16 protein-coding genes and 2 pseudogenes are annotated in these 22,606 nt (G+C 69.4%); 9 read left to right on the top strand and 9 right to left on the bottom strand.

The window, feature by feature from the left end; genetic code table 11:
- Window positions 1-9 precede the first annotated feature (9 nt).
- Window positions 10-639, top strand: a pseudogene (locus tag AB0E02_RS04065) (histidine phosphatase family protein); the annotation flags it as partial.
- Window positions 640-719: 80 nt separating this feature from the next.
- Here the strand turns inward: AB0E02_RS04065 and AB0E02_RS04060 are convergent.
- From AB0E02_RS04060 to AB0E02_RS04045, 4 genes are all read right to left on the bottom strand, one after another.
- Window positions 720-2,081, bottom strand: a complete 1,362-nt coding sequence (locus AB0E02_RS04060) for an aldehyde dehydrogenase family protein (protein ID WP_362135741.1) — start codon at window positions 2,079-2,081, stop codon at window positions 720-722.
- The gene (locus tag AB0E02_RS04055; RefSeq protein ID WP_362135738.1) at window positions 2,081-3,139 is read right to left on the bottom strand and encodes an AMP-binding protein; all 1,059 of its coding nucleotides are present in this window, start codon (window positions 3,137-3,139) and stop codon (window positions 2,081-2,083) included. The genes AB0E02_RS04060 and AB0E02_RS04055 overlap by 1 nt, the downstream gene beginning before the upstream one ends.
- Window positions 3,140-3,236: 97 nt before the next feature.
- A complete protein-coding gene (locus AB0E02_RS04050) occupies window positions 3,237-4,349 on the bottom strand; it encodes an FAD-dependent oxidoreductase (RefSeq protein WP_362135736.1) in 1,113 nt (370 codons plus the stop codon).
- Window positions 4,346-5,314 carry a hypothetical protein gene (locus AB0E02_RS04045; protein WP_362135734.1) on the bottom strand — a complete coding sequence of 323 codons (969 nt, stop codon included), beginning with the start codon at window positions 5,312-5,314 and terminating at the stop codon, window positions 4,346-4,348. Before AB0E02_RS04045 ends, AB0E02_RS04050 begins: the two co-directional genes overlap by 4 nt.
- Window positions 5,315-7,100: 1,786 nt before the next feature.
- Between AB0E02_RS04045 and AB0E02_RS04040 the strand changes: the two genes are divergently transcribed.
- The 3 genes and pseudogenes from AB0E02_RS04040 to AB0E02_RS04030 all read left to right on the top strand — a co-directional run bounded on the left by AB0E02_RS04040 (window position 7,101) and on the right by AB0E02_RS04030 (window position 8,647).
- Window positions 7,101-8,120, top strand: a complete 1,020-nt coding sequence (locus AB0E02_RS04040) for a hypothetical protein (protein ID WP_362135732.1) — start codon at window positions 7,101-7,103, stop codon at window positions 8,118-8,120.
- A 68-nt stretch (window positions 8,121-8,188) separates the two neighbouring features.
- A pseudogene (locus AB0E02_RS04035) lies at window positions 8,189-8,296 on the top strand (IS630 family transposase); the annotation flags it as partial.
- A gap of 75 nt (window positions 8,297-8,371) precedes the next feature.
- Window positions 8,372-8,647 carry a hypothetical protein gene (locus tag AB0E02_RS04030; protein ID WP_362135730.1) on the top strand — a complete coding sequence of 92 codons (276 nt, stop codon included), beginning with the start codon at window positions 8,372-8,374 and terminating at the stop codon, window positions 8,645-8,647.
- 412 nt (window positions 8,648-9,059) lie between these two features.
- Here the strand turns inward: AB0E02_RS04030 and AB0E02_RS04025 are convergent, their stop codons facing one another.
- From AB0E02_RS04025 to AB0E02_RS04015, 3 genes are all read right to left on the bottom strand, one after another.
- The gene (locus AB0E02_RS04025) at window positions 9,060-10,262 is read right to left on the bottom strand and encodes a multidrug effflux MFS transporter (protein WP_362135727.1); all 1,203 of its coding nucleotides are present in this window, start codon (window positions 10,260-10,262) and stop codon (window positions 9,060-9,062) included.
- A 619-nt stretch (window positions 10,263-10,881) separates the two neighbouring features.
- Window positions 10,882-12,165 carry an NPCBM/NEW2 domain-containing protein gene (locus tag AB0E02_RS04020; protein WP_362135725.1) on the bottom strand — a complete coding sequence of 428 codons (1,284 nt, stop codon included), beginning with the start codon at window positions 12,163-12,165 and terminating at the stop codon, window positions 10,882-10,884.
- A gap of 186 nt (window positions 12,166-12,351) precedes the next feature.
- Window positions 12,352-13,242 (bottom strand): DUF1918 domain-containing protein, encoded by an 891-nt coding sequence (locus tag AB0E02_RS04015; RefSeq protein WP_362135723.1) that lies wholly within the window; start codon window positions 13,240-13,242, stop codon window positions 12,352-12,354.
- A gap of 579 nt (window positions 13,243-13,821) precedes the next feature.
- Between AB0E02_RS04015 and cseB the strand changes: the two genes are divergently transcribed.
- The 5 genes from cseB (at window position 13,822) to AB0E02_RS03990 (ending at window position 20,491) form a co-directional block, all read left to right on the top strand.
- Window positions 13,822-14,514 carry a two-component system response regulator CseB gene (gene cseB, locus AB0E02_RS04010; protein WP_362135721.1) on the top strand — a complete coding sequence of 231 codons (693 nt, stop codon included), beginning with the start codon at window positions 13,822-13,824 and terminating at the stop codon, window positions 14,512-14,514.
- Between the two features lie 5 nt (window positions 14,515-14,519).
- Entirely contained in the window at window positions 14,520-15,773 is a 1,254-nt protein-coding gene (locus AB0E02_RS04005) for a HAMP domain-containing sensor histidine kinase (RefSeq protein ID WP_362135719.1), read from the top strand.
- A gap of 149 nt (window positions 15,774-15,922) precedes the next feature.
- Window positions 15,923-16,705 (top strand): ABC transporter ATP-binding protein, encoded by a 783-nt coding sequence (locus AB0E02_RS04000; protein ID WP_362135717.1) that lies wholly within the window; start codon window positions 15,923-15,925, stop codon window positions 16,703-16,705.
- 72 nt (window positions 16,706-16,777) lie between these two features.
- Window positions 16,778-19,306, top strand: coding sequence for an FtsX-like permease family protein (locus tag AB0E02_RS03995; protein WP_362135715.1), 2,529 nt, complete (start codon window positions 16,778-16,780; stop codon window positions 19,304-19,306).
- A 234-nt stretch (window positions 19,307-19,540) separates the two neighbouring features.
- A complete protein-coding gene (locus AB0E02_RS03990) occupies window positions 19,541-20,491 on the top strand; it encodes an SDR family NAD(P)-dependent oxidoreductase (RefSeq protein ID WP_362135713.1) in 951 nt (316 codons plus the stop codon).
- Between the two features lie 102 nt (window positions 20,492-20,593).
- On the opposite strand, the gene AB0E02_RS03985 is transcribed toward AB0E02_RS03990, so the two are convergent.
- Both AB0E02_RS03985 and AB0E02_RS03980 read right to left on the bottom strand, forming a co-directional pair.
- Window positions 20,594-21,070 (bottom strand): universal stress protein, encoded by a 477-nt coding sequence (locus tag AB0E02_RS03985; RefSeq protein ID WP_362135711.1) that lies wholly within the window; start codon window positions 21,068-21,070, stop codon window positions 20,594-20,596.
- Between the two features lie 5 nt (window positions 21,071-21,075).
- The gene (locus AB0E02_RS03980) at window positions 21,076-22,332 is read right to left on the bottom strand and encodes an SLC13 family permease (protein WP_362135708.1); all 1,257 of its coding nucleotides are present in this window, start codon (window positions 22,330-22,332) and stop codon (window positions 21,076-21,078) included.
- Window positions 22,333-22,606: the final 274 nt, after the last annotated feature.

Genomic DNA, 22,606 nt, shown 5'->3' with positions numbered 1-22,606 from the left:
GCCCAGGAAAGCCCCACGACCCTTGTGCTGCTGCGCCACGGTGAGACGGAATTGACCCCGCAGAAGCGATTGTCCGGCAGCGGTGGCTCCGATCCGGCGTTGTCAGAGGCCGGGAAACGCCAGGCCGAGGCCGCCGCGAGGGTGCTCGCGGCACGCGGCACGGTGCAGGCGGTGGTGTCCTCACCGCTGCGCCGGGCCCGGCAGACGGCCGAGACCGCGGCCCGACGGCTGGGTCTGGAAGTTCACATCGACGACCGGCTCAGCGAGGCGGATTTCGGTGCCTGGGAGGGACTTACGTTCGCCGAGGTGGGCGAGCGCTACCCGGACGAGCTGGCGGCCTGGCGCGCCTCTCCGTCAGTGGTGCCGGGTGGAACCGGGGAGACGTTCGCCTCGGTCACGCACCGGGCCGCGCTCTCACGGGACCGGCTCCTGGCGCAGTACAAGGGACAGACGGTCTTGGTCGTTTCGCATGTCGGCGTGTTGCGCACGCTGATTCGGCTGGCGCTCGGCGCGCCGCCCGAGTCGCTGTTCAGGATGGAGCTGTCGGCGGCATCGCTGTCGGTCGTGGCGTATCAGGGGGACGGGAACGCGTCGGTGCACTCGCTGAACGACACGTCGCACTTGACGAACCACCGCTGAGCTCGGCAGCCGACGAGGGCGCTGCGTGGCGCAGCGCCCTCGTCGGTCAGCCACCCTCATCGGTCAGCCGCCCTCGTCGGTCAGCGTCGAATCGTCTTGGTGCGCATGAGGAATTCGGCGAGGTAGCCGTCGTGCGGCAGTCCGTGCTTCATCCACGGTGTCGGATGGTCACCGACGTAGACGTTGGCGATGGACGGCTCGGCCACCAATGCGTCGATCAGGTCCTCGTCAGTGGTGACGGCAGTGAGGACAAGGGTGTCGCGCAACGGCCGGATCCCGGCCTCGCGGTCCCACGGCGCAACCCACGCACAGGGGAAGCCCAATTCCATCCCGAGCTGTTCGGCGAACGGACTGTCGAGCTGGTGCACCGCCGGCCTGAGCGCCGCGGAACCATCGCCGAGATCGCCGACGATACTGTCACCGCCGAGCCACGCCTTGGTGCCCGCTGCCCGCTGCCGCAGGTACGCGTCCCACCGACGGGCGGGATCGACGGGCATCACGGGCAGGACCGCGCGTTCGTCCGTCGGGGGCAGGCTGGGCAGCGCGGCGAGGCGTTCGGCGATCGCCGCGGCCACGGGGGCGGGGTCGCCCTCGACCAGTACGCCGGTGGCATTGACGCAACCGACGCCCCCACCGCCGCTGATCGACTCCACGAGGGTGTCGACGATCGGCTCCCACTCGGTTTCGGCGGTGATGAGTATCTTGGAGCGCCCGGGGCCCTGCGGCAGAATGCGGGGATCGCCCGCGTATTTGCCCACGACATCCGCACCGCCGTACACCATTCCGAAGTCGGCGTGCCGGAGGATGTCGTCGGCCACGTTGTGGTCGGTGGGCAGGAACGCGATTCCCTCGTCGCCGAAACCGGCCTCGTGCAGGGCAGTCACCAGCCGATGCGGGGTGAACGGCTCACGACGGGAGGGGCGCACGGCAACGCGATAGCCGAGCGCGAGGGCGTCGAACCAACCCTGGTGCACCGCAGGGTGATTGCCCGCCGCATGGACGGCGAACACCTCGCCGCGCCGGGTCCACACCGCCGCACCCTCCCGGGCCCGCGGATCGCGCCACGAGCCGACCGCGGCGGCCGGCCGCGCGTACTCCACGCTCTGGTGGATCCGCTCGGCGGCCTGCGCGAGGTCGTCGACGGCCTGGCGCACCAGCGTGATCGGTAACCCGGTGACCACGCTGACGGTGCGCTGATACTCCTCCGGCGTCAGTCCCCCGATCGACTGCGTGGCGAAAGCCCGGCCCGCCTGTGCGAACGCCGCGATCCGTGCGTCGAAGGGGAGCGCCGGAGCTCGACGCATGGCCTTGATCGCGCGAGTGACGTAGAGCGAGGGTGCGAGACTCAGTGTCGCAACCGAGTCTTCGGCAAGGCCTCGAATGGTCTCCTGGCGCCGGGACCGGTAGGGGCCGCCGGGGCCGAGAACGTCCAGGGGCAACATCAGTACACGCCCTCGATCACCTTCGTGTCGCCGAAGGACGCCACGGGTGCGACATCTGCGACCGCATCACCGAAGCCGCCGTCCAACGGTGCGATCCGGGTGGCGAAGTCCCGCTCAATGTTGTTGACCAGCAAGGCAGTTCGGCTCATGTGATGCACGACTATCTGCCCGCGCTCGCCGTACGGAACCACCTGGCCGGTGTCGGGGTCGATCACCCGGAACGTGGTGTACGGAGCGAAGGAGTCGAACACGCACGGCTCGTTGTCACCGAGGCCGGGCCGCTCCACCGATGTCCCCAGCATCATCGTGCCGCCGTACCCGCCGACCATCTTGGCGTTCACGAACACCTCGTCACGCAGCAGATCTCGGGTGTCGGCGTCCAGATGTGTACCGCCCCAGATGATCGCGCGAACCTTCCGGTTCACCAACTCGACCAGGTCGTCGTGCTGCGCGAGGCGCTCCAGCATCGGCGGGGTGCCGAAGAGGACGCCCACGTCCTGCCCGGCCAGGATGTAGCCGACCTGTTCGATGATGTGGTCGGTGTAGGCCTCGGCCATGTCCGTCCGGCCCTGCGCCAGCATCTTCTTCACCCATCGCGGGTCCAGATCGATGCTGAAGTTCAGCCCGCCCCGGGCCATCGCGGTGTCGACCGCCATCGCCCCGACATTGTGCGGCCCGCTGGGAACCGCACTGACCCAGTCGACATTCCGAGGTACGCCGTGCGCGTCCAGTCGCTCGCTGAACCATGCGACGCTGCCCCGCTGCCACTCCGCGGCATACGCGACTCGCTTGGGCTGCCCGGTGGTCCCGCCGCTTTCGTAGACGGCCACCCCGTGCTCATCACCGTAGCCACGAGGAATCAGGTCACGGACGCCGACATCGCGCAGCTCGTCCACCACGTTGGGGAACAAGCCGAGATCGTCGAAATCCCGGACATCGGTCAGCGGATCGAAGTCGAGGTCCCTGGCCCGTTTCAGCCAGAACGGTGACCCGGTCTCCGGACTGAAGTGCCACCGCATCATCTCCCGAACGAACTCTCCGCCGGTGTGCTCGACCATGGATTTCCCTCTCGAAAGAATTGAACAATGCCAAGGAAAGCGGCGCGCAACGTCGGATCGTCGTGCGCGCCCGCTTCTCCGTCACACGCAGCACGTCCTACCCGGTCTCGGCCGCACCACTGAGACAGCGGGCGGTGGAGAGGCCGGTCGTGTCGATCCAGGATTTCTTGTCGAGCACGAGGTCTCGGATGATCTCTCCGGCGGCAGGGGCTTGGCACAGTCCCTGACCGGAGAATCCGGCCGCGTAGAGGAACGGGCGGGTGCCATCGCGGCCGATGAAAGCCATCCCGTCCGGACTGACATCGAGGTCTCCGCTCCACCCGCTCTCGAGCTCGTTGCCGGCGAGGGCCGGGAAGGTCGTGCCGACGTGGTGTGACACCCGTTGTAGCCAGGCCTGTCGGGTTTCGTCCGGAGCGGGGCGGCCCATCCCGACGAGGATGCGGTCTCCCCAGCTTCGAATGCGCAGGCTGGACGGGTGCATGGTCATCGGCAGAGCGTTGCGCGGGGCACTACCGGGGGTGTCGGTCAGGAGCATTTCGACGGGGTATGTGGTCACCGGAATGCGCACGTCGGCCATGGCGGCGACCGTTCCCGCCCAGGGGCCTGCCGCGCAGACGACGGTGTCGGCGCGGATGCTGCCCGCAGGCGTGTGGACCTGCCCATCCGGGTCGATGCCGGTGACGGCTGTTTCCGTGCGCAGGATGGCGCCGGCCTGCTGGGCGGCTGTGGCATAGCCGCGCACGATCGCGGCGGGATCGCAGGCGTAGGCCTCGGGCGACCAGGCTGCCGCCAGGATGGTTCGCTCGTCGACCAACGGGTTGAGCCGCGCTGCTTCAGCAGGAGCCACGAGTTCGACGTCCACTCCCGCTGCCTGCTGGGCAGCTTGGGTGCGCCGGAATTCCTGCACCTGCTGTTCGTCGGTGAACAGCACGAGCAAGCCGATGCGCTTCAAGCCGAGGTCGATTCCGGTCCGTTCGGTGAAGGCGTGGTAAGCCGCCAGGCTCCGGACGGCGAGGCTGCTGATGAGGGGCTTGCCGGGAAAGTAGGTACGCACAACGCCCGCAGTGGTCCCGGACGTTCCCGATCCGAGCGCGCCACGCTCCAACAGGACGGTACCCACGCCTGCCTCGGCGAGCTGGCACGCTATGGAGGTGCCGATGACACCCCCACCGATGACGACGACGTCCGTGCGTTCGGGGAGTTGGCTCACGACTGGCGGACCAATTCATGGGGGCGCAGTTGGCGCAGGTGATCTCCGGCGTCCCACGGGTACAGGTGCAGATTCCAACCGCCCAGACAGTTGACGTAGAGGGCCAGCTGGCTCGCCACACTCAGGAAATCGTCGCGATCGAGCTGGTCGAGGCAGGTCAGGAAGCGCTGGGTGAAACTCCACAGCTGCTCCAGGCCGCAGTAGCCCAGAAACTCGGCCGGAAGACCGACCAGCAGGCGCGCCATGTGACGCAAGGAATCCATCGGCATGCCCTGGACCGCGGCCCGGACCAGACCACCGTAGGTGGCATAGCCCAGCGGGCGGGTCTCACCGTTGACGAACAGCAGAGTGGGCAACACCGTTTCAAAGCTCCCTGCCCCGGAAGGGATCACCCCCTCGTGGAGATCAGCGAGCTCCTGTGGCGCGGACAGCCAAGCCCGCTCGGTCGCGGTGTGCACGTCGTGGATGAGACGTTTCGCGTCGGGATCCGCGGCGGTTAAAAGCGGAATACGGTGGCCGCCTTCCGTTCCCGCCTTGCGGACCTCCACCAGGATCGGCTTCTTCGTCGAATAGACCGAATCCCAGATCGCCTGCCCGGCCTCCAGTAGGGCGGGCATATCCTCCTGCCGGATTCGGCCCACCGGGGATGCCGACATCGGTTCGGTCAACGTTCCGTACTTTATTCCCAAATGCTGTAGCGCGGAGCAGAATACGGTTCCATCGGGCGCCTCGCGTCGATCTGCGATCCGAGTGGACGCGGACAGATGCAGCAGCGACGGGATCGGTGCCGCGTGGTAGAGATGCTGTCCCGCCACCAGCGCGTGACCCTGCAGACTCTGGTAGGGCAGCGCCTCCCACAGCGCATCGGCAAGTTCAGCGTTGCGGCCGTCGAGTTCCGCGGTCACGGTGATACCCAGGTCGGGCCAGGCAATCTCGACATGCCGACCGGAAAACGTTTCGGTCAAGGTCTTTCCCTTCGTTCAGTGAGAAGTTATCTCCGCTGCTATTTCTCAGCGGAGAGGCAACAGGGGGAGTCGGTTTCTTACGTCTCGTGGCGGTGGTCGTCTCGACGATCTCGTCGTTGGACGCCCGGCATCCCGTACCACTTCTATGGACGCGTGCTCGTGCTATAGGTACGCTCCACAGGAAGGCTTTACAGGTACGGCACGCGCATCCGATGCCTGACCAATTGGTTGGGGGGGTATGGTCAATCCACTCACCTCGGCGGACGGCAATGAGAGAGCCGCGATGCCGGGTCGCCAGCGATGACAAATAGGGTTCAGTGAGCAGATCTCATTTACGCCGTCCTGCGCCTGAGCGCTGTGGCTGGTTAGCCGGAGTCGGCGGTGATCTCCACGTCCTGCTCGGCGGCGGACTCGATGGCGGCAGGTAGAGCGGATCCGGGTTGGCCTACGTGGCCAGGCTGGTGTAGCGCCAGGCGGACATCGAGGCGCGCGCTCAGCAGCAGGCGCCGTTCAGCAGCGGGCGCCGCTCTTCTCCGGAGGCGGTGGGGGCGTCGGCCAGACTGAGGGCCGGCGCGGCGAGGACGTCGATGCCCTCGTTGACGCAGCGGCGGGCGGGCGCTCTACGTGTGACTCCACGGCGCCAGGGCCCGCCAGATGCCGCCCGCGTCATCCCTTTGGGCGGCGGTCAGTTTCTCTCGTCAGGAAACCAGGCCGGAGGGGACATCGAGGGGCTTTGTTGCGTTACGGGTCCCGACCTCACTCGAACCGAGCACGATGAGATTCGCTCAGTCACATGCCGGGAATGCATCTGCCTGGCGACAGGCTTCAATGGCCATTTACGCCACTCAGGAATGGGTGCAAATTCTTCTCGTCTTGCATAGTTGGTAGACCCTGGACAATTCTTGGTAAAGTCATCAAGAACATTGACGCGTGCACCGGAATCGCAAGTCACGCCGGAGTGCCGATCCTCCAGATTGCGTGAGCATACCTTTACGCCATCATCCCTCCGGCGCACCGAGGGAGGAGTAAGCGATGCAACAGCTACCCGGTGGTGAACGAGCCCCCTGATGAAGCGATATAACCCGTACAGGTAATCCTCGTTATGAATATGCCCACGGACAGTAACTGAATCGCTAGCTTGCAGCTGCCAACCGAACTGGTCTAACAAGGATCCTCCGAGCTCTACTGAGGCCTGCCGAGGTCTTCCTAAACGATGCCGTCTGTCAATTAGAGAATACATGCCAGAACCAACTGGTCAACCCTTCGCAACGGATTGGTCAAGGTGCTCATGCAGCGACGGTGGAGGTGTGGAAACCGTCCGGCAGGTCGATTTCGGTGACCGGGTCGGTGGACTCCAATAGCGGGCCCAGCACCCGCGGCCCGTGGTACTCCGGTCAGAATTCGTTGGCTGAGCTGGTTCTTCTTCGGTAATGGTGGTGCCGGGCAGTGGCCTGGTGATGACGTCGCCGGTGGGACCGGCTCAGGACGTGTGCGAGGGGGCGTTGCGGGGTTCGGGGCGGGGAAGCGGAACGCCCAGGAGCCGCCGGACCTCTGCCACGGTGGCAGGGGCCGTGCTGGTGGCGTCGTTTCTGCTGCCCCCTTATGCGCGTTACCAGAAGTTCCGTCGGTGACTGGGCAGGCACCAGGCTGGTCAGTCGGCTCCTCAGCTCGACGGGCCGGCCGCGGTGCGGCCTTGACGCTGACGCAGCGGCAGCTTGGACGATGACGCCGTACGGCAGACACAGGCACAGTCACAGTCACAGTCACCCCACGGGAGGCATTCGTCATGTTGCGAGGCAAGGGCATCCATTACGACACCGGCACCTTTCCCAACGGCGACACGTCGCGCCCCGTCTTCGACGTGGGGGACGTCGAACGGGACATGCGTGTCGTCGCGGAGGATCTGCACTGCACCGCTGTCCGTATCACCGGGGGCGATCCGGACCGTATCGAGACCACGGCGCGGTCCGCGGCGGAAGCGGGCCTGGAGGTCTGGTTCTCGCCGTTTCCCTGCGAGCTGTCGAACGCCGAGATGCTGCCGCTGTTCACCGACTGCGCCGAGCGGGCGGAGCGACTGCGGCGCGACGGCGCAGAGGTCGTCCTCGTCACTGGCTGCGAACTCAGCGTCTTCGCCCGCGGCTACCTGCCCGGGGACACACTGAACGAGCGCATTCCGGTCCTGGCGGGCCCCGGCCGCGAAGCCGCGCTCCGGGTCATCCCCGACAAGGTCAACGCCTTCCTGGGGGAGGTCGTCGACGCCGTGCGGCCCATCTTCGGAGGCCGCGTGAGCTACGCCTCCTGCCCTCTGGACGGCGTGGACTGGGCCCCGTTCGACATCGTCGGTCTGGACGCCTTCCGTAGCCTGCGCAATGCGGCCACCTACCGCACCGACCTGCGCAAGGAATGCGGCCACGGCAAGCCCGTCGCCATCATGGAGGCCGGCTGCTGCACCTACCGGGGAGCGGGAGAGCACGGCGGCGCCGGCTGGTACATGGCGAGGGAGGCCAACGGTGTCACCCTCAAACCCGGCCTGGTGCGCGACGAGGGCGAGCAGGTCCGCTACCTCGACGATCTCATGACCGTCTTCGAGGGAGAGGGCGTCGATTCCGTCTTCTGGTTCAGCTTCGCCGGGTTCAGCACACCCCACCGGACGTCCGGACCGGACGAAGACCTCGCCTCCTACGGCATCGTCAAAGTCCTGGACGAGCACAGCGACTATCCCGCTGACAAGCGCACCTACCCCGACATGCCCTGGGAACCGAAGCAAGCGTTCCACGCTCTCGCCACCCGCTACAGGGCCCACTGAGCTTTTTGCTGTCGCTGCATGGCCTGTCACCTGCGCAGATCGCCGTACTGGTGGAGTACGACCCAGCCGGGCCCTGGACGGTGTCCCGCCTGCACCGGCGTCTGCGGCGGCCGCGTATCAGTCGACGCACGCTGTACCGGCGGGAGCGGCAGGTGGCTGTCTGGCGGCGGCCCAAACGCAGCCCCTGCACCAGCCCCTGGTTCCCGCACAATTACCGACAGAACTTCTGGAAACGCGCTTATGGTTGAGCCGTGACATGGAGTGAGGCGCAGTACCTCGACTGTCTGCAGTCCGAGCGGCGTTCTTACGCCTGGGTGATGGAACGTCATGGCGGTTTGTCGCCGACAGAAGCCAGGCAAGCGGCCTTGCGGTGTTACCCGTACGAGCCGGGTGATGACCCGTACCGTGGACTCGTCTTTCACGATGAGGCGTGGCACTGGGCGATGCTGGCGATCCACGGAGACCGATACGTGGTGGAACACCCCGAACTGGTTCACCCGTCACCTGACTACGAGGCCCTTGAGTGAACGCCGAGCGCAAGGGGCACCTGCGCCGGTTCTTCACTCCTTTCTTTCTCAGGACGGTAATGACCATCCGCTCCTGCTGAGCCGGCGGTAGCCGATCACGGCTGCGGCTATGCCGACGAAGCCAGGAAGTGGCCAGCCTTCGAGGCGTCTGAACTACCGTTGGCTGCCCGGAGAAGCGGGGCTCCAGGGCCGCAGTTCGGGTGGTGAGAGGGGTGGGCGCGCGGCGGCCGGTGCGTGTCGTGGTGCCGGCCGCCGCGGCCCCTGTTGGGCGAGGTCAGGTGGTCGCGACGTCACTGACCGCGGTGACGGTGGGCGGTACGCGCAGTACGCCCTGTGGGCTGTAGCGGATGCTCGCGACGTTCAGACCGGCTGCCGCCTGCTGGCCGCGTACCTCCTCCTCGATCGGTGATTGTCAGTCGGCCTCGGGCACCGGCTCGGCTTCCATCGGGTCCGCTGTGCTCTGCTTCGGCTTGATGAAAGCCAGGGGCGCGGCGACGACCACGGCAACGGCCATCACTCCGGCGGTCACGAGCGAGTCACCGGTGGACAGGCCGCTGGCGACGCCGGTGAGCAGGGTCACCAGCAGCGCCCGTCCACTCATGTTCAGCGAGGACGCGGCGCCCTGGAGCTCCGGGAAGACCGCCAGGGAACGCCCGAAGATGACCGGGTAGACCGCGGCGAAGCCGACGCAGAAGACGGCGATGGGGCCGGTGGTCGCCCATGCACCCTCGCCGAACACCAGGAACAGGGCGATGCCGAGGACGGTGGCGGCGATGCTGTGGACCACCGTGCGCTCCGGGCCGCCGAGCACCCCGATGAGCTTCGAGGCGAACAGGCTGGTCACCGCGAACGAGGCCACGATGATCAGCAGATGGCCGGCGAACCCGAGCGTGGACAGCCCGTAGGTGTCGGTGTAGAGGAACGAGCTGGACGCGATGAACACCATGTAGGCGGCGAACAGCAGACTGGGAACCACCGAGGCGGCGAGGAACTCCTTGCTGGACAGCAGCTTGCGGTAGTCCGAGGCGACCTGACGAATCGTCACCTTGGTCGGTTCCTCCTTGGTCTCGGGCAGGAAGCATGCCATCAGCAGCAGCGAGAGCAGGGTGATGCCACAGACGGTGGCGTAGTTGCCGCGCCAGCCGATCGTGCGGTTGATCAGTCCGCCGAGTGCGGGCGCCAACGTCATGAAGGTGGACATCGCGGCGTTGGTGAGCCCGAACATCTTGAACAGCTCGGTGCCTTGGTAGACGTCGCCGATGATGACGAAGACCAGGACCACGGAGGTGCTGGCGCCGACGCCCTGGACGAGCCGGGAGCCGAGCAGGAACTCGATGTTCGGCGCGATGGCGCAGCCCAGTGCGCCGGCCAGCATGATCGTGTTGCCGATCAGCATGACCTTGCGCCGGCCGAACCGGTCCGAGAGCGGACCGTAGGCCAGGGCGCCGAGGCAGTAGCCGAAGAAGTTGTAGGTGATCGTCAGCTGTACCGAGGACTCGGACGCCGTCAGGCTCTTGGCGATGTCCGGGAAGCTGGGCACGGACATGTCGAGTTCCATGATCGTGCCGATGAGCGTCACGACCAAAAGGGCAGGCAGATATCTGTGTTGTTTCATGGCCTCATGAAGGACGGACAGGACGGACCTGAGGGGAAGAAGGGAGTGCGGGCACGCTGAGCAGAGCCGTGCCGGGATCGGCAGGCTCTGCGGTGCGGCTATGGTCTTCGGACCAAGGGCCACCAGGTGGCGTGGGCATTGAGAGGCCGTCGGCTCGCCCGTTCACCACCTGCGGCATTTAATGCCGGCTGCAACGTGTCCCCTTCTGCGTCAAGGCTGTCGTCAAGCCCATCGTATGGGCGTGGTCGGACGGTGCAATTCGTTTATGACCTGTGGCGATGCGGGCCAGCAGCTCCTTGGCGAACAGTTCGGGGGCCTCCAGACGGGACCTGTGCGAGGGCCGCGATGACCGCGGTATCGGCGCCCGGTATCGCCCGGGCGTATGCCTGGCCGGCCCGCGGCGGTACGAAGTCGTGCTCGCCGCAGTTGGTGAGCACCTCGCTCGTGGGAGACCGCGTTCGGCACGTCGGGCGTGGGGCTCCTGCTGGTGCAGTCGGTGAACCGGCTGGACTTCCAGGCGAGGGGGCGCTCCTCCGGCTCGTGGTGGCCGCGTTCGTCGTGGTCAACGCCCTGGTGGACGATCAACCCGGGCAGGTCGGACGTGGTCGGACGTGACCGCTCAGCGGCAGGTGATGAGGGGGCCGGCCCAGTCGGCGTGGTCGGAGTTGTTGCCGTTGCCTCCGTCGGTGACCACGAGCCGCAACTCGCTGCCGCCGGTCAGGTCTGCGGTGAGGTGCTGCGCGGGCTGGTCGACCGTCATCAGCCCGCTGTCGGCGACCTTCGTGCCGTCCCGGTAGATCTGGAAGACCACTGAGCCGTTCGCGCCCACCTCGTCGTCGATGCCCACGTCCACACCGAGGGCGGAGCAGGCGCCGCCGAGGTGGTAGGTGATCTCGCTGAAGGCGTGGGCCCCCAGCCCTTCGGTGTAGCTGGTTCCCTGGATGGTGAGGGGGCGTCCGTCGATGCTGCGGTTCCTCCCGACCGGTCCCCAGCCGTTCGTGCTGGAGGTCCACGGCCGGGTACCCAACGGGGTGGTACGGGCGGGTGACGGCTTGTTCTCGGAGCCCGGGCGTCCGGAAGGCGACGGCTTCGCCGACGACGAGGGCCGGGACCGCGGATGCCTGGACGCCTTGGTGCGGGTGGGGGACGGGGAGCCCGACGCCGAACGGGAGGCGGTAGCCGAGCCGTTGGGCGAGGCGGTCGGCGGGTGGTCCGGAGTGGTCGCCGATGAGTGACCGGACCGTTCGGGGCTGCCGGCCGAGGTGTCGTGGCGCGCCGGTCCGAGCAGGGTGCCGGCGGTTATGGCACCGCCGGCCAGGACCGTCACGGCAACAGCGAGCACGGCGATGCGCGTGGGTGAGAGTCGGGACACCTGGGCCACGCGCGGTTCGCCGTTCGGCTTCACCGCCCAAGGGGGCGCAGCGGCGGCGGGTTCGCCGTCGGTGGCAGGCTCCCGTTCGCCGTCGAAGGGATCGGGTCCGTCCCCTGACTGGTTGGCCAGCCAGGACTCGAAGTTGTCGCGCAGTTCGGTGTTCCGGGAATTCTGGTGCCAGGCGGCGGCGGTGTGGCGTACCGCCGCCAGCAGCCTGTCCCGCCATGCGACGTCAGGCCCCTCCCCCGGCTCTTGGGAGTGCAGGACGCCGTCGATGGCTTCCTTCGCCAGGTCCGCTGCGGCCTGGGAGCTTCTGGAGCAGGAGCGGGCGTAGGCCAGTACGGCGGCGTAGTGCCGGCGGTGAAACTCGTCGAGGGCTTCCTCGCCCGTCTCCGCCGCGCCGTCCGGAGCCGGCGTGCCATACGGATCAGCCGCCGCCCGGCTTCCGGTCCGGGCTGCCGCACGGATGCGCTGGACCAGCTCGGTGTCGGAAGGTGTTGTCCCACCGATGGTGTCGAATTGCTTGTGCATGATTGGGCTACTGACCCTTCAACGTCCTGACGATGAGTGAAAGTACCGCAGGCCAGGGGCAGATGTGTGGGCCGGCCGCGCGTGAGGGCACACGGTGGCGGACTGGGTTCGCGAACCGGGCTCCCACCACCGCCAGTTGGTTCGTCGGGGCGCGTCAGCCCAGAGGTGGTCCCGTTGACCAGGGGCTCAGTCGGTCTGGATGCGCCGACCTGTGACGCGCCGGGGTTCGATGAGCACCCAGAGCTGTCGTTCCCCACCTGCCCACGGCTTGCTGTGGGCCTCTTTGGTCAGCCGGCGCGCGGCCTCGGGATCGGTGACGGCACGGGCCGGCCCCAGGACGAGCACGCTCCAGCCCTGGCTCATGGCGTCGTCGATGTGGTCGACCTCGAAGGTCGCATCGGTTCCTGCGGCCGCTGCCGGCACCGTACCCGGCGCGGTCCGGTAGGCGATCGCACCATCGACGATCTCGTAATTCACCGGGACCACCGCCAGCCCATCGGCTGTCGTCACGGCGACGCGTCCCACCCCGTGGGTGGACAGCCGGGCCCGGCATTCTTCGGGATCGAGCTCCAGCAGTCGGGGGTGGTACCCGGCCTCGGCGTCGCCGGGCGGCAGATCGACCCCGGCGCCGCGCAGCTGCCTCACGGTGGTGCCCAGCGCACCGGCCAGGCCGTTGAGCGTGTCGCTGGTCGGGTTCGCGGGCCGTTCCTCCAGATAGGCCAGGTAGGACGCCGATATGCCGCTGCGCTCGGCCACCTCCGCCCGGGTGAGCCGTTGCCGCTTGCGTTCGTGAGCCACGCGGCGGCCGACGTCACCGGGGTCGAGCGGCCAGTGGGAGGGGCGGTCCGACACCGCCGACTCCGTCCGGGGCCGCTCGGCCTCCGGGTGGTGGCTGAAGTGCTGGACGTGCGCGTCCGGGCCCGGGAAGACGAGGGTCACCTCGTTCGTGTTCGCCCAGCGCACCTCGTAGGGAGGCGTCCCGTCCTCGTGGGCGACTCCCACGATTTCGCCGTCCCGCCTGACCGCGCCCGTGGACGGGCTCTCCACCACGAGCTGATCTCCGATGTGAGCACGCATGTCGTCACCGCTCTCCGACTCCGCCGTGACATGCCTGCTTCCAACGTGGCACAGCGGCACGCCGTCGGCATGCGCCCACCGGGACCCACCCGGGGACCGCATGGACCTGGTGGGGGTTCCTCCCACGAAAGCGGGGCCGGCTCCGGAGTCGGTGTCGCGCCTGGGGCAGGTCAGGTGTCGTGGTCCCGGGGCGCCGCCGTACACCGGCTGGGCGGGTTTTGTATCCGGTGGGTATCAGGGAGCGCTTGGTTGTCCATCGGATCGGTGCGCCAGGGCCACGGTGACCGAGCCCGAGGGGCGATGGAGTGCCATGGAGACGGCAGGGCTCCCAGTCAGCTTCACCTGTCCTGACCTGGAGGTTTGCGGGTGGGGGAGGCTTCGCGGTGGGCTGCGGGGGCCACTGGGTCATGCCGTCGACGCGGCTGGTGTCTGCCGTATCGTTCGTTTCGGACCTCCGACCGCGTGAGTCGTGAGCACAGCCGGGACCGTCGTCTCATCCGACCCGTCCGAACGTCCGAACAGGAGTCATCCGCCGTGTCCTCGTCCGCCCCCACTGGCGCCTCGCCGCGCCCTGTTCGTGTGTTGCTGGTGGAGGACGACGAGCTGATGCGCAGGTCCTTCACCGTCGCCCTGGAGCGCTACGGCTACGAGGTGAACGCGGCGGCCGACGGGCTGGCGGGGCTGGAGTCGTTCCGCGACGAAAGCTTCGACCTGCTGATTCTGGACGTGATGTTGCCCGGCCTGGACGGGATCGGCCTCTGCCGCAAGGTCCGGGAGACCAGCTTGGTGCCCGTTTTGATGATGTCCGCTCGTGGCGACGGGCTCGATGTCGTCGCCGGCCTGGAGGCCGGGGCGGACGACTACGTCGTCAAACCCGTGGACACCTACGTGCTCGTGGCCCGCATCCGTTCCCTACTACGGCGGGCGGCCTACGCGCCCGCCCCGGGGCCCGAGCGCGCCGCAGACGGGGGGACGCCGTCCGAGGGCGAGGTGCTGGTGTTCGGGGAGCTGAGCATCGACACCGGCGGCATGGAGGTGTTCGTCTCCGGAAGCCCGGTGGCGCTCACCCCGACCGAGCTGAAGCTGCTGCTGGAGTTCGCCGCCCACCCGGGCATCGTGCTGGAGCGGCACACCCTGCTGCGCAATGTGTGGGAATACGGCTGGGACGGCGACAGCCGGGTCGTGGACCTGTGTGTGCAGCGGCTGCGCAGGAAGCTGGGCCGGGAGCGGATCGAAACGGTCCGCGGCTTCGGCTACAAGCTCAGGCGCTGAGGCCGGTGCGTCCGTTCCACCGGCTGCGGCCGGACCTCTCGTCCCTGCGCTGGAAGATCGCCGCGCTGGCCGCGGCCACGGCATGCCTGGTCGTGGCGGCGGTGGGGGTGCTGGTGCATGTGTGGACCGCGCAGGACATCCGCTCCCGGGCCGAAGCCCAGGCGTTCAACGCCGTGTACTCGGCCATGGACGTCTACCGGCGTACCGCAACGCTGGCGGACGGTGCCGAGCTCGACCCGGCCGCGCTGCCCGCCGCCCTGCGCCACCCCACCGACGGCGACCGGCACACGGTCTACGACGGGCGCGTCGACGGGAACGTGGGGCCGAGCATCTGGGCCGCTCAGCGGACCGGCGGCCCGGACAGCCCGGTCCTCGCCGTCCAGATCAACATGAGCTCGGAGCTCTACGATCTGCGTCGGCTCGACGTGAGCATGACCGTCGCCTCCCTGGTCGCCGTCGCGGCGGCCGTGCCGCTGGCGGTCTACGGGGCCGGGCTGCTCGCCCGCCGGCTGCGGCAGGTCGCCGAGACCGCGGGCCGCATCTCCGCCGGGGACCTCGATGCCCGGACCGGGCCCACCAAGGGCCGCGACGAGGTGGCCGACATCGCCACCACCGTCGACCGCATGGCCGACAGCCTCGGCCGCCTGCTCCGCACCGAGCGCCGGTTCACCGCGGACGTGGCCCACGAGCTGCGCACCCCCATCGGCGGTCTGCTCGCCGCCGCCGATCTGCTGCCGGCCGGTGAGACGGAGGATCTGCTCCGGGCCCGGGTGCGCGATCTGCGCGGCCTGGTCGAGGACCTGCTGGAGATCTCCCGGCTGGACGCCGGGGCCGAGCGGCCGGTCCGCTCGCGGGTGCCGCTCGGCGCCGTCGTCTCCGAGGCCGTGGCACGCACCGGCCTCGACACCGAGATCACCGTTGTGGAGGCGGAAGCCGCTCAGACCGTGGAGACCGACCCGCGCCGCCTGGAGCGGATCGTCAGCAACCTCGTCGTCAACGCCCACCGGCACGGAGAGGCCCCGGTGAAGGTCACCGTCGAGGGCCGTACGGTCGTCGTGCGCGACCACGGCCCCGGCTTCCCGAGGGAGCTGCTGATCCACGGTCCGCGACGGTTTCAGACGGGGGCGAAGGAGCGCGGCACGGGCCACGGCCTGGGCCTGACCATCGCCCTGGGCCAAGCCCGGTTGCTCGGTGCCGAACTGCGCCTGGACAACGCCCCGGACGGCGGCGCCGTCGCCACCCTGCGCCTGCCGGCCTGACCACCAGGCCCCACCGGACTGCCTGGCCACCAGGCCCCTACAGGACTGCTACAAAACGGCGCGGACGCCGATACACGGCGGCCCAGGCCCCGATACGTTCCCCCGACACCCTTCGAAGTGCACCGTTCCGCACCCGAAGAGGAGTCCCCGTGTCCGTCCCCCCCTTTGCCTCGAATGCGCTGCACGCGGCGTCCGGGATCGCGGCCGCCGCCACCGACCTGTCGAAGGTCTACGGCAGCGGCGACACCCGTGTCGTCGCCCTGGACCGGGTCAGCATCGACTTCCGGGAAGGCGAGCTCACCGCGATCATGGGCCCCTCCGGATGCGGCAAGTCCACCCTGATGCACTGCGCCGCCGGGCTCGACTCGCCCAGCTCCGGCTCCGTGCGCGTCGGCACCACCGAACTGAGCACGCTCAACGACCGGCAGCTCACCCAACTCCGCCGCGACCGGATCGGGTTCATCTTCCAGGCGTTCAACCTGCTGCCGACGCTGACCGCGCTGGAGAACATCACGCTCCCGCTGACCATCGCCGGACGCCGCCCCGACCAGCAGTGGCTGGACCGCGTGATCGCCATGGTCGGCCTCTCCCAGCGCCTCGGCCACCGGCCCGCGCAGCTGTCCGGCGGGCAGCAGCAACGCGTCGCGGTCGCCCGCGCCCTGGCCTCGCGGCCGGCGATCATCTTCGGCGACGAGCCCACCGGCAACCTCGACTCCCGCGCCGGGGCCGAAGTCCTCGGCTTCCTGCGTGACTCGGTACGCGAACTCGGCCAGACCGTGGTCATGGTCACCCACGACCCGGTCGCCGCCGGCTACGCCGACCGCGTGGTCTTCCTCTCCGACGGCTGCCTGGTCGACGAAATGGCACATCCCACCCCGGACCGGGTGCTGGACCTGATGAAGAGCCTGGGCACTCTCTCGCACACCAGCTGACCCACCCGCCCCCGGCACCCACTCACCCACCCGCTCGCCTCCGCCGAGCCCGCCTCACAGGATCCGCATCCCATGTTCCGTACCGCCCTGCGCAACGTGTTCGCGCACAAGGCCCGCCTGCTGATGACCGCGTTCGCAGTCATGCTCGGCGTCACCTTCATCACCGGAAGCCTTGTCTACGGCGACAGTCTCCACCGGGCCGCCACTGCCAAGGCGACCGCCGGCTACGAGCGGATCGCCGTCGATGTCGCCCCCGACGGCCCCCGAGCCGGCGGCCCGGCCGGCATCGATGCCCGCACCGTGCGCACCCTCGCCAAGCTTCCCGGCGTCGCCGCCGCCGCAGGCCGGGTCGACGGTTTCGCCGCCGTCGCCGACCCTGCCGGCAAGCTGATCGGTGACGGCAGGTCCTCCCAGGGCGGCAACTTCGCCCCGGCTGCGGACGGCAAGGACCCCGCCTACCGCTTCACCGAGGGTTCCGGCCCGACCGGCAAGGACACCATCGCCCTCGACGGGACCACCGCCGCGAAGGGCGGATACCGCGTCGGTGACGCCGTGCGCGTCGGCACGGACAAGGGCGCCGCCTCCTACACCCTCAGCGGCATCTTCCGCACCGACGGGACCAAGCTCCCCTCCGGAGGCAGCCTGACGCTCTTCACCGGCGCCACCGCACAGAAGCTCTTCCTCCAGGCAGGCCGCTACCAGCACGTCGAACTCACGGCCACACCCGACACCGACGTCACCCGGCTCCTCAGCCGCGTCGAATCCGTGCTGCCCAAGGGCACCAGCGCGGTGACCGGCGCCCGGCTCGCTCAGATCAAGGCGAACCTCGCCACCCACGACAGCGACACCATGAGCCAGATCCTGGTGGGCTTCGCCGCGGTCGCCCTCTTCGTCGCCACCTTCCTCATCTCCAACACCTTCACCATGTTGGTCGCCCGGCGCACCCGGGAGCTGGCCCTGATGCGGGCCGTCGGCGCCACCCGCAAGCAGGTGCGCCGCATCCTCCTCGTCGAGTCGCTTCTCGTCGGCGCGCTCGCCTCGGTGGCCGGTCTCGCCGTCGGCACCGGGGTCGCCGGGCTGCTCCAGGCACTCTTCTCCCCGGCCGACGCCCCGGCCGCCCCGCTGGTTCTCACGCCGGGCACCGTGAGCATCTCCCTCCTCGTCGGCACGCTGCTGCCCATGGTCGCCGCGTGGCTCCCGATCCGCCGGGCGATGGCCATCCCGCCCGTCGCCGCGCTCAGCACGGCCGAGCAGACAGCGCCCGCGCGCGCCGGCTCGCTGCGCACCGGCCTGAGCGCCGCACTCGCGGTCACCGGCACCATCACCGTGGTGTACGGCGCCCTCACCACCGCCAAGGACGCCCGGACCGTCATCGGCATCGGCGCGGCCCTCACGCTGACGGGAGTGATCGGCCTCATCCCGTTGCTCTCCCGGCCGGTCGTCTCCCTGCTCAGGCCGCTGCTGACCCGCGTGGCCCCGGTCCACGGTGACCTCGCCGCCCGCAACACCGTGCGCGACCCGCGCCGCACCGGCGCCACGGCCACCGCGCTCGCCATCGCCCTGACCCTCGCCTCGGGCCTGTCGGTCCTGGGTGCCTCCGCCTCCCAGTACCTCGACCGCGCGACCACCCAGGCCCTCAGCGCCGACTACGTGGTCAAGCCCGCGGGTGGCCGACAGATGACCGCCGCCACCACCGAGCCCCTGAAGAAGCTGCCCGGCGCCACGTACAGCCCGCTCAACCAGTCCACCGAATACCGCCTGGGCGGTGTCCCCTCCGTCCTGACCGGCGTCGACCCCACTCACATCGGCCAACTGCTGCGGTACGACGTCGTCGAGGGCTCCCTCGACAACCTCGCCAAGGGCCAGATCGCCGTGGCCGACTTCAAGGCCGAGCAGGCAGGCTGGCACGTCGGCCAGACCCTCCCCCTTCAGCGTCAGAACGACCAGCGCGGCAGCGTCACCATCGGCGCCGTCTACCGGGCGGACGAGCAGAGCGATCTGATGCCCAGCATCACCGCACCCGAATCCCTCGTCGCCCGCTACGACTCCGCCCCGACCACCCACGCGATCCTCGTCGCCACCCACGGCGGCCCCAGCCGGACCGCGCTCGCAGCCGTCGCCCACGCCCTCGGTGACAACCCCGCGCTGACCGTCCTCGACCAGGACGGCATCCGGGCCCAGGACAGCAGCGGCATCGGCGAGCAACTCAACGTCTTCTACGCCCTGCTGAGCATGGCCCTGGCGATCGCCGCCCTGGGCATCGCCAACACCCTCGCGATGTCCGTCCTCGAACGCCGCAAGGAGATCGGCACCCTGCGCGCCCTCGGCCTGGACCGCGCAGGAGTGACCCGAATGATCCGCCTGGAGGCCCTGCTCCTCGGCACGCTCGGCGCGACCCTCGGCACGGTCATGGGCGTCTTCCTGGGCTGGGCCCTCGGTCGCACCCTCCAACAGAGCGTGGTGGGTTACGAGTTGGTCCTCCCCTGGGGCCGCCTCGCCCTCGGCGTACTCATCGCCCTGGCCGGCGCGCTGCTCGCCTCGCTCTGGCCGGCCCGCCGGGCCGCCCGGGTCGACATCCCCGCGGCGACCACAGCACAGTGAGCACCCGCCCGCCACGCTCATGACCACTGGGTGCTTCACCCTGGCCGCGCGCTCTCAGTTCTGCGCCGGTCATGGCCCAGCGGCCTTCTTGCTCGCTGCAGTTTTCTGGTGGGTGCCGGACAGCTGTCGGCGGTGAGTGTGCTCTGTCGGCGGTATGTCGGTGGAGGTTGCGACCTTGGGCGGGTTGGTGCTCCCCATGAGCACGCCGCCCCAGAACGCAAGGAGCCCGTCATCGTGTCTTCCGCATCCCAGGGCCGACCGTGGGACGTTCACCGGCTGCCGCCTGCCGAGGGCAGGATCTTCCTGGTCACCGGGGGCAACGCCGGGATCGGCTACTTTGCCGCGGAGCAGCTCGCCGCCACCGGCGCCGTCGTCATACTCGGCAGCCGGGACCGCGCGAAGGCCGACGCCGCCCTGGCCTCGATCCGCTCGCGCGTCCCCGGCGCGCAGGTGCAACACCTTCAACTGGACCTTGCCGACCTGTCGTCCCTGAAGACCGCGGTGGACAAGCTGGACCTCGATCGTCTCGACGCGGTGGTCCACAACGCCGGGGTCGCGCTCGACGACCCGCCGCGTCGAGAGACCACGGACGGCCACGAGCTGATGTTCGGCACCAACCACCTCGGCCACTTCGCGCTGACCCAGTGGCTGGCCCCCCTGCTATCCGCGGCGCCGGCGGGCCGCGTCGTGACGGTGGGAAGCTTCGCGGCGCGGTCCGAGCGACTGGACCTCGGCGATCTGCAGTCGACCCAGGACTACCGGCCCAAGCGCACCTACGGCCGATCGAAGCTGGCCCAGATGTACTTCGGCTTCGCACTCGATCGCCGTCTGCGGGCCGTCGGCAGCACGGTGCTCAGTGTGGTGGCCCACCCCGGCGGCGCGCTGGACTCCCTCACCCCGTCCCGCCCGCCGGTAGGCGTGACGACCCCCGGCGAGCGGCTGCGCGCCTTGCCCGCGGCGCTCTTGGTGCAGGGCAAGGACGCCGGAGCATGGCCCGTCGTGCGTGCCGTCCTCGACCCGGAGGTGCAAGGAGGGCAGCTGTGGGGGCCGAGGGTCTTCGGCCTGCGTGGCATACCGCGGCGTGAGCCCGTCCCCCCTCACATGGCCGACCCGGCCGTCGCCGCTCATCTGTGGGCCCTCAGCGGTGAGCTGGTGGGCACCGATCCGCACCTCGGCTTTCGGTAGCCGCAAAGCCGCGCCCAGGGCGGCCGTCCGGTGGCCAACTGCCGTGTGCAGCCCGGCCCACCGGGCTCTCGTCGTCGTGGCTCGCGAGGGCCCGCCCGGCCTTCACGGGGGCGGCATGGTGGCGATGCCCGGTGCGGGCTCGGGCCACACCAGCAGGACGGGGCAGGGGGCATGGTCGACGATGAAGCGGCTGGCCGGCCCCAGGCTCCGCGGCCCGAGGTGCGTACGGTCGCCGTCCCGGGCGAGCACGAGCAGGTCCGCGCCTTCCGCGGCGGCGACGACCTCCCGCTCGACGCGGCCGGTGCGCTCGACCCGGGTGCACGGGCGGCCCAGGCGCCGCTCGGCCTGGGCAAGGAGCTGGTCGGCGGAGGCGGCGGCCAGGTGCTCCAGTCTGGTGCCGGGGTCTCGTTCGGGGTGGCCGCGGCCGAGCAGACCGGCGAACGCGCCGTGCGCCGCGCCCGGGACGTCGGCCGGAGTGACATGGAGCAGCACGATCGCGGCGCCGTCGGGGGCGTGGGTACGCGTGGCGTCGATGCCGGCGGGCCAGGTGCCCTCGGTGATCCAGACGATGACTTTCATGGCGGTCAGCCTCCGATGAGGGTCAGCGAGGTCCACAGTGCCAGCACCGACAGCACCAGCGCGGCAGGCACGGTGAGCACACCGAGCCGGGTGAACTCGCCGAGGGCGACGTCGCTGTCATGTTCGTGCACGATGCGCCGCCACAGCAGCGTGGCCAGGGAGCCGGCGTAGGTGAGGTTCGGGCCGATGTTCACGCCCAGCAGCACCGCCAGGATTGCGCCCGGCCCGGACGGGGCGGTCAGCGGCAGCAGCACCAGCACGGCGGGCAGGTTGTTGATGGCGTTGGCCAGCACCGCGGCCAGAGCCGCGGTGCCGAGCAGAGCCGCGAGGCCGGTGCCACCGGGGACCAGGTGCCCCAGCCCGGTGGCCAGCCCGTTGTCGACGACCGCGCGGACCACCACGCCCAAGGCCAGTACGAAGGCGAGGAACGGTACCGCGGCGGCGCGCACGAGGGCCGCGGGCGTGGTGCGGCGCTGCGCCAGAGCCCGCCCGGCAAGCACGACGGCACCGGCGAAGGCCGCCCAGGCCGGATCGATCCCCACCGCGGAGGTCAGTACGAAACCGGCCAGCGTGCACACCACCGTGACCAGGGCGAACACCGGCACCTCGCGCGGTCCGGCGGCCGGCGGGGCCTGAGCGCCGGCGTCCAGGTCGGTGGCGAAGAACCGGCGGAAGACCACGTACTCCCAGGCGATCGCCACCAGCCACGGCAGGGCCATCAGCGCGGCGAACCGGGTGAAGCTCAGCCCGCTGGCGGCGAACGCCAGAAGGTTCGTCAGGTTGGAGACCGGCAACAGCAGCGACGCGGTGTTGGACAGGTGAGTGCAGGCGTAGACGTGCGGTTTGGGCCGGGCGCCGAGCCGGGCTGCGGTGGCGAACACCACCGGCGTGAGGAGCACGATGGTGGCGTCCAGACTGAGCACCGCAGTGATCACCGATGCGGCCGCGAACACCTGCACCAGCAGCAGGTGCGGGCGCCCTGCCGCACTCCGGGCCATCCAGACCCCGCACGCATGGAACAGCCCCTCGTCATCGCACAGTTGGGCAAGAACCAGGACCGCGGCGAGGAATCCGATCACCGGCCCCAGCCGTTGCGCCTCCTCGCGGGCGTGCCCCAACGAGATCGCCCCGGTCGCGATCACCACTCCCGCGGCCGGGACAGCCACGACCGCCTCCGGCCACCCGAACGGTCGGATGACCGCGCACGCCAGCACCGCCAGGAGCAGGAAGACGGAGACGACCTCCGCCACAGATGAGTTCACCGTCAGATCTTCTCCCGGCAGCACGTTGCGGCGGCCGCACGTTCATCTGTCGGGAGCCGGACAGGCCACTCCCTCCCCACCAGCCGCCGGCACAGCAACTGCGGGAACTTTCGGAGGGGGTGGAACAGATGGGGTGGTGGAACAACTGAATCCTCTCGGCCCCTCCGGGTACCCACGGGACGGGTGCGACGCTCGGATCAGGGGTGAGCACACCTTCCGGAATACCCCACGGGGTACCCTGTTGGAGTGCACATCGGATACCCCCGGGGGTACA

The organism is Streptomyces sp. NPDC048196 (genome assembly GCF_040652715.1).
Lineage (GTDB): Bacteria > Actinomycetota > Actinomycetes > Streptomycetales > Streptomycetaceae > Streptomyces > Streptomyces siderophoricus.
The sequence above is the reverse complement of the archived record's forward strand: the minus strand, read 5'-3'. Positions and strand labels throughout refer to the sequence as shown.

Excerpts from the sequence above, each read along its gene's own strand:
- AB0E02_RS04015 (WP_362135723.1), bottom strand. The coding sequence starts at position 13,242 with ATGCGTGCTCACATCGGAGATCAGCTCGTGGTGGAGAGCCCGTCCACG.
- AB0E02_RS03995 (WP_362135715.1), top strand. The coding sequence starts at position 16,778 with ATGTTCCGTACCGCCCTGCGCAACGTGTTCGCGCACAAGGCCCGCCTG.
- AB0E02_RS04025 (WP_362135727.1), bottom strand. The coding sequence starts at position 10,262 with ATGAAACAACACAGATATCTGCCTGCCCTTTTGGTCGTGACGCTCATC.
- AB0E02_RS03985 (WP_362135711.1), bottom strand. The coding sequence starts at position 21,070 with ATGAAAGTCATCGTCTGGATCACCGAGGGCACCTGGCCCGCCGGCATC.
- AB0E02_RS04060 (WP_362135741.1), bottom strand. The coding sequence starts at position 2,081 with ATGTTGCCCCTGGACGTTCTCGGCCCCGGCGGCCCCTACCGGTCCCGG.
- AB0E02_RS04020 (WP_362135725.1), bottom strand. The coding sequence starts at position 12,165 with ATGCACAAGCAATTCGACACCATCGGTGGGACAACACCTTCCGACACC.
- AB0E02_RS04040 (WP_362135732.1), top strand. The coding sequence starts at position 7,101 with ATGTTGCGAGGCAAGGGCATCCATTACGACACCGGCACCTTTCCCAAC.
- AB0E02_RS04055 (WP_362135738.1), bottom strand. The coding sequence starts at position 3,139 with ATGGTCGAGCACACCGGCGGAGAGTTCGTTCGGGAGATGATGCGGTGG.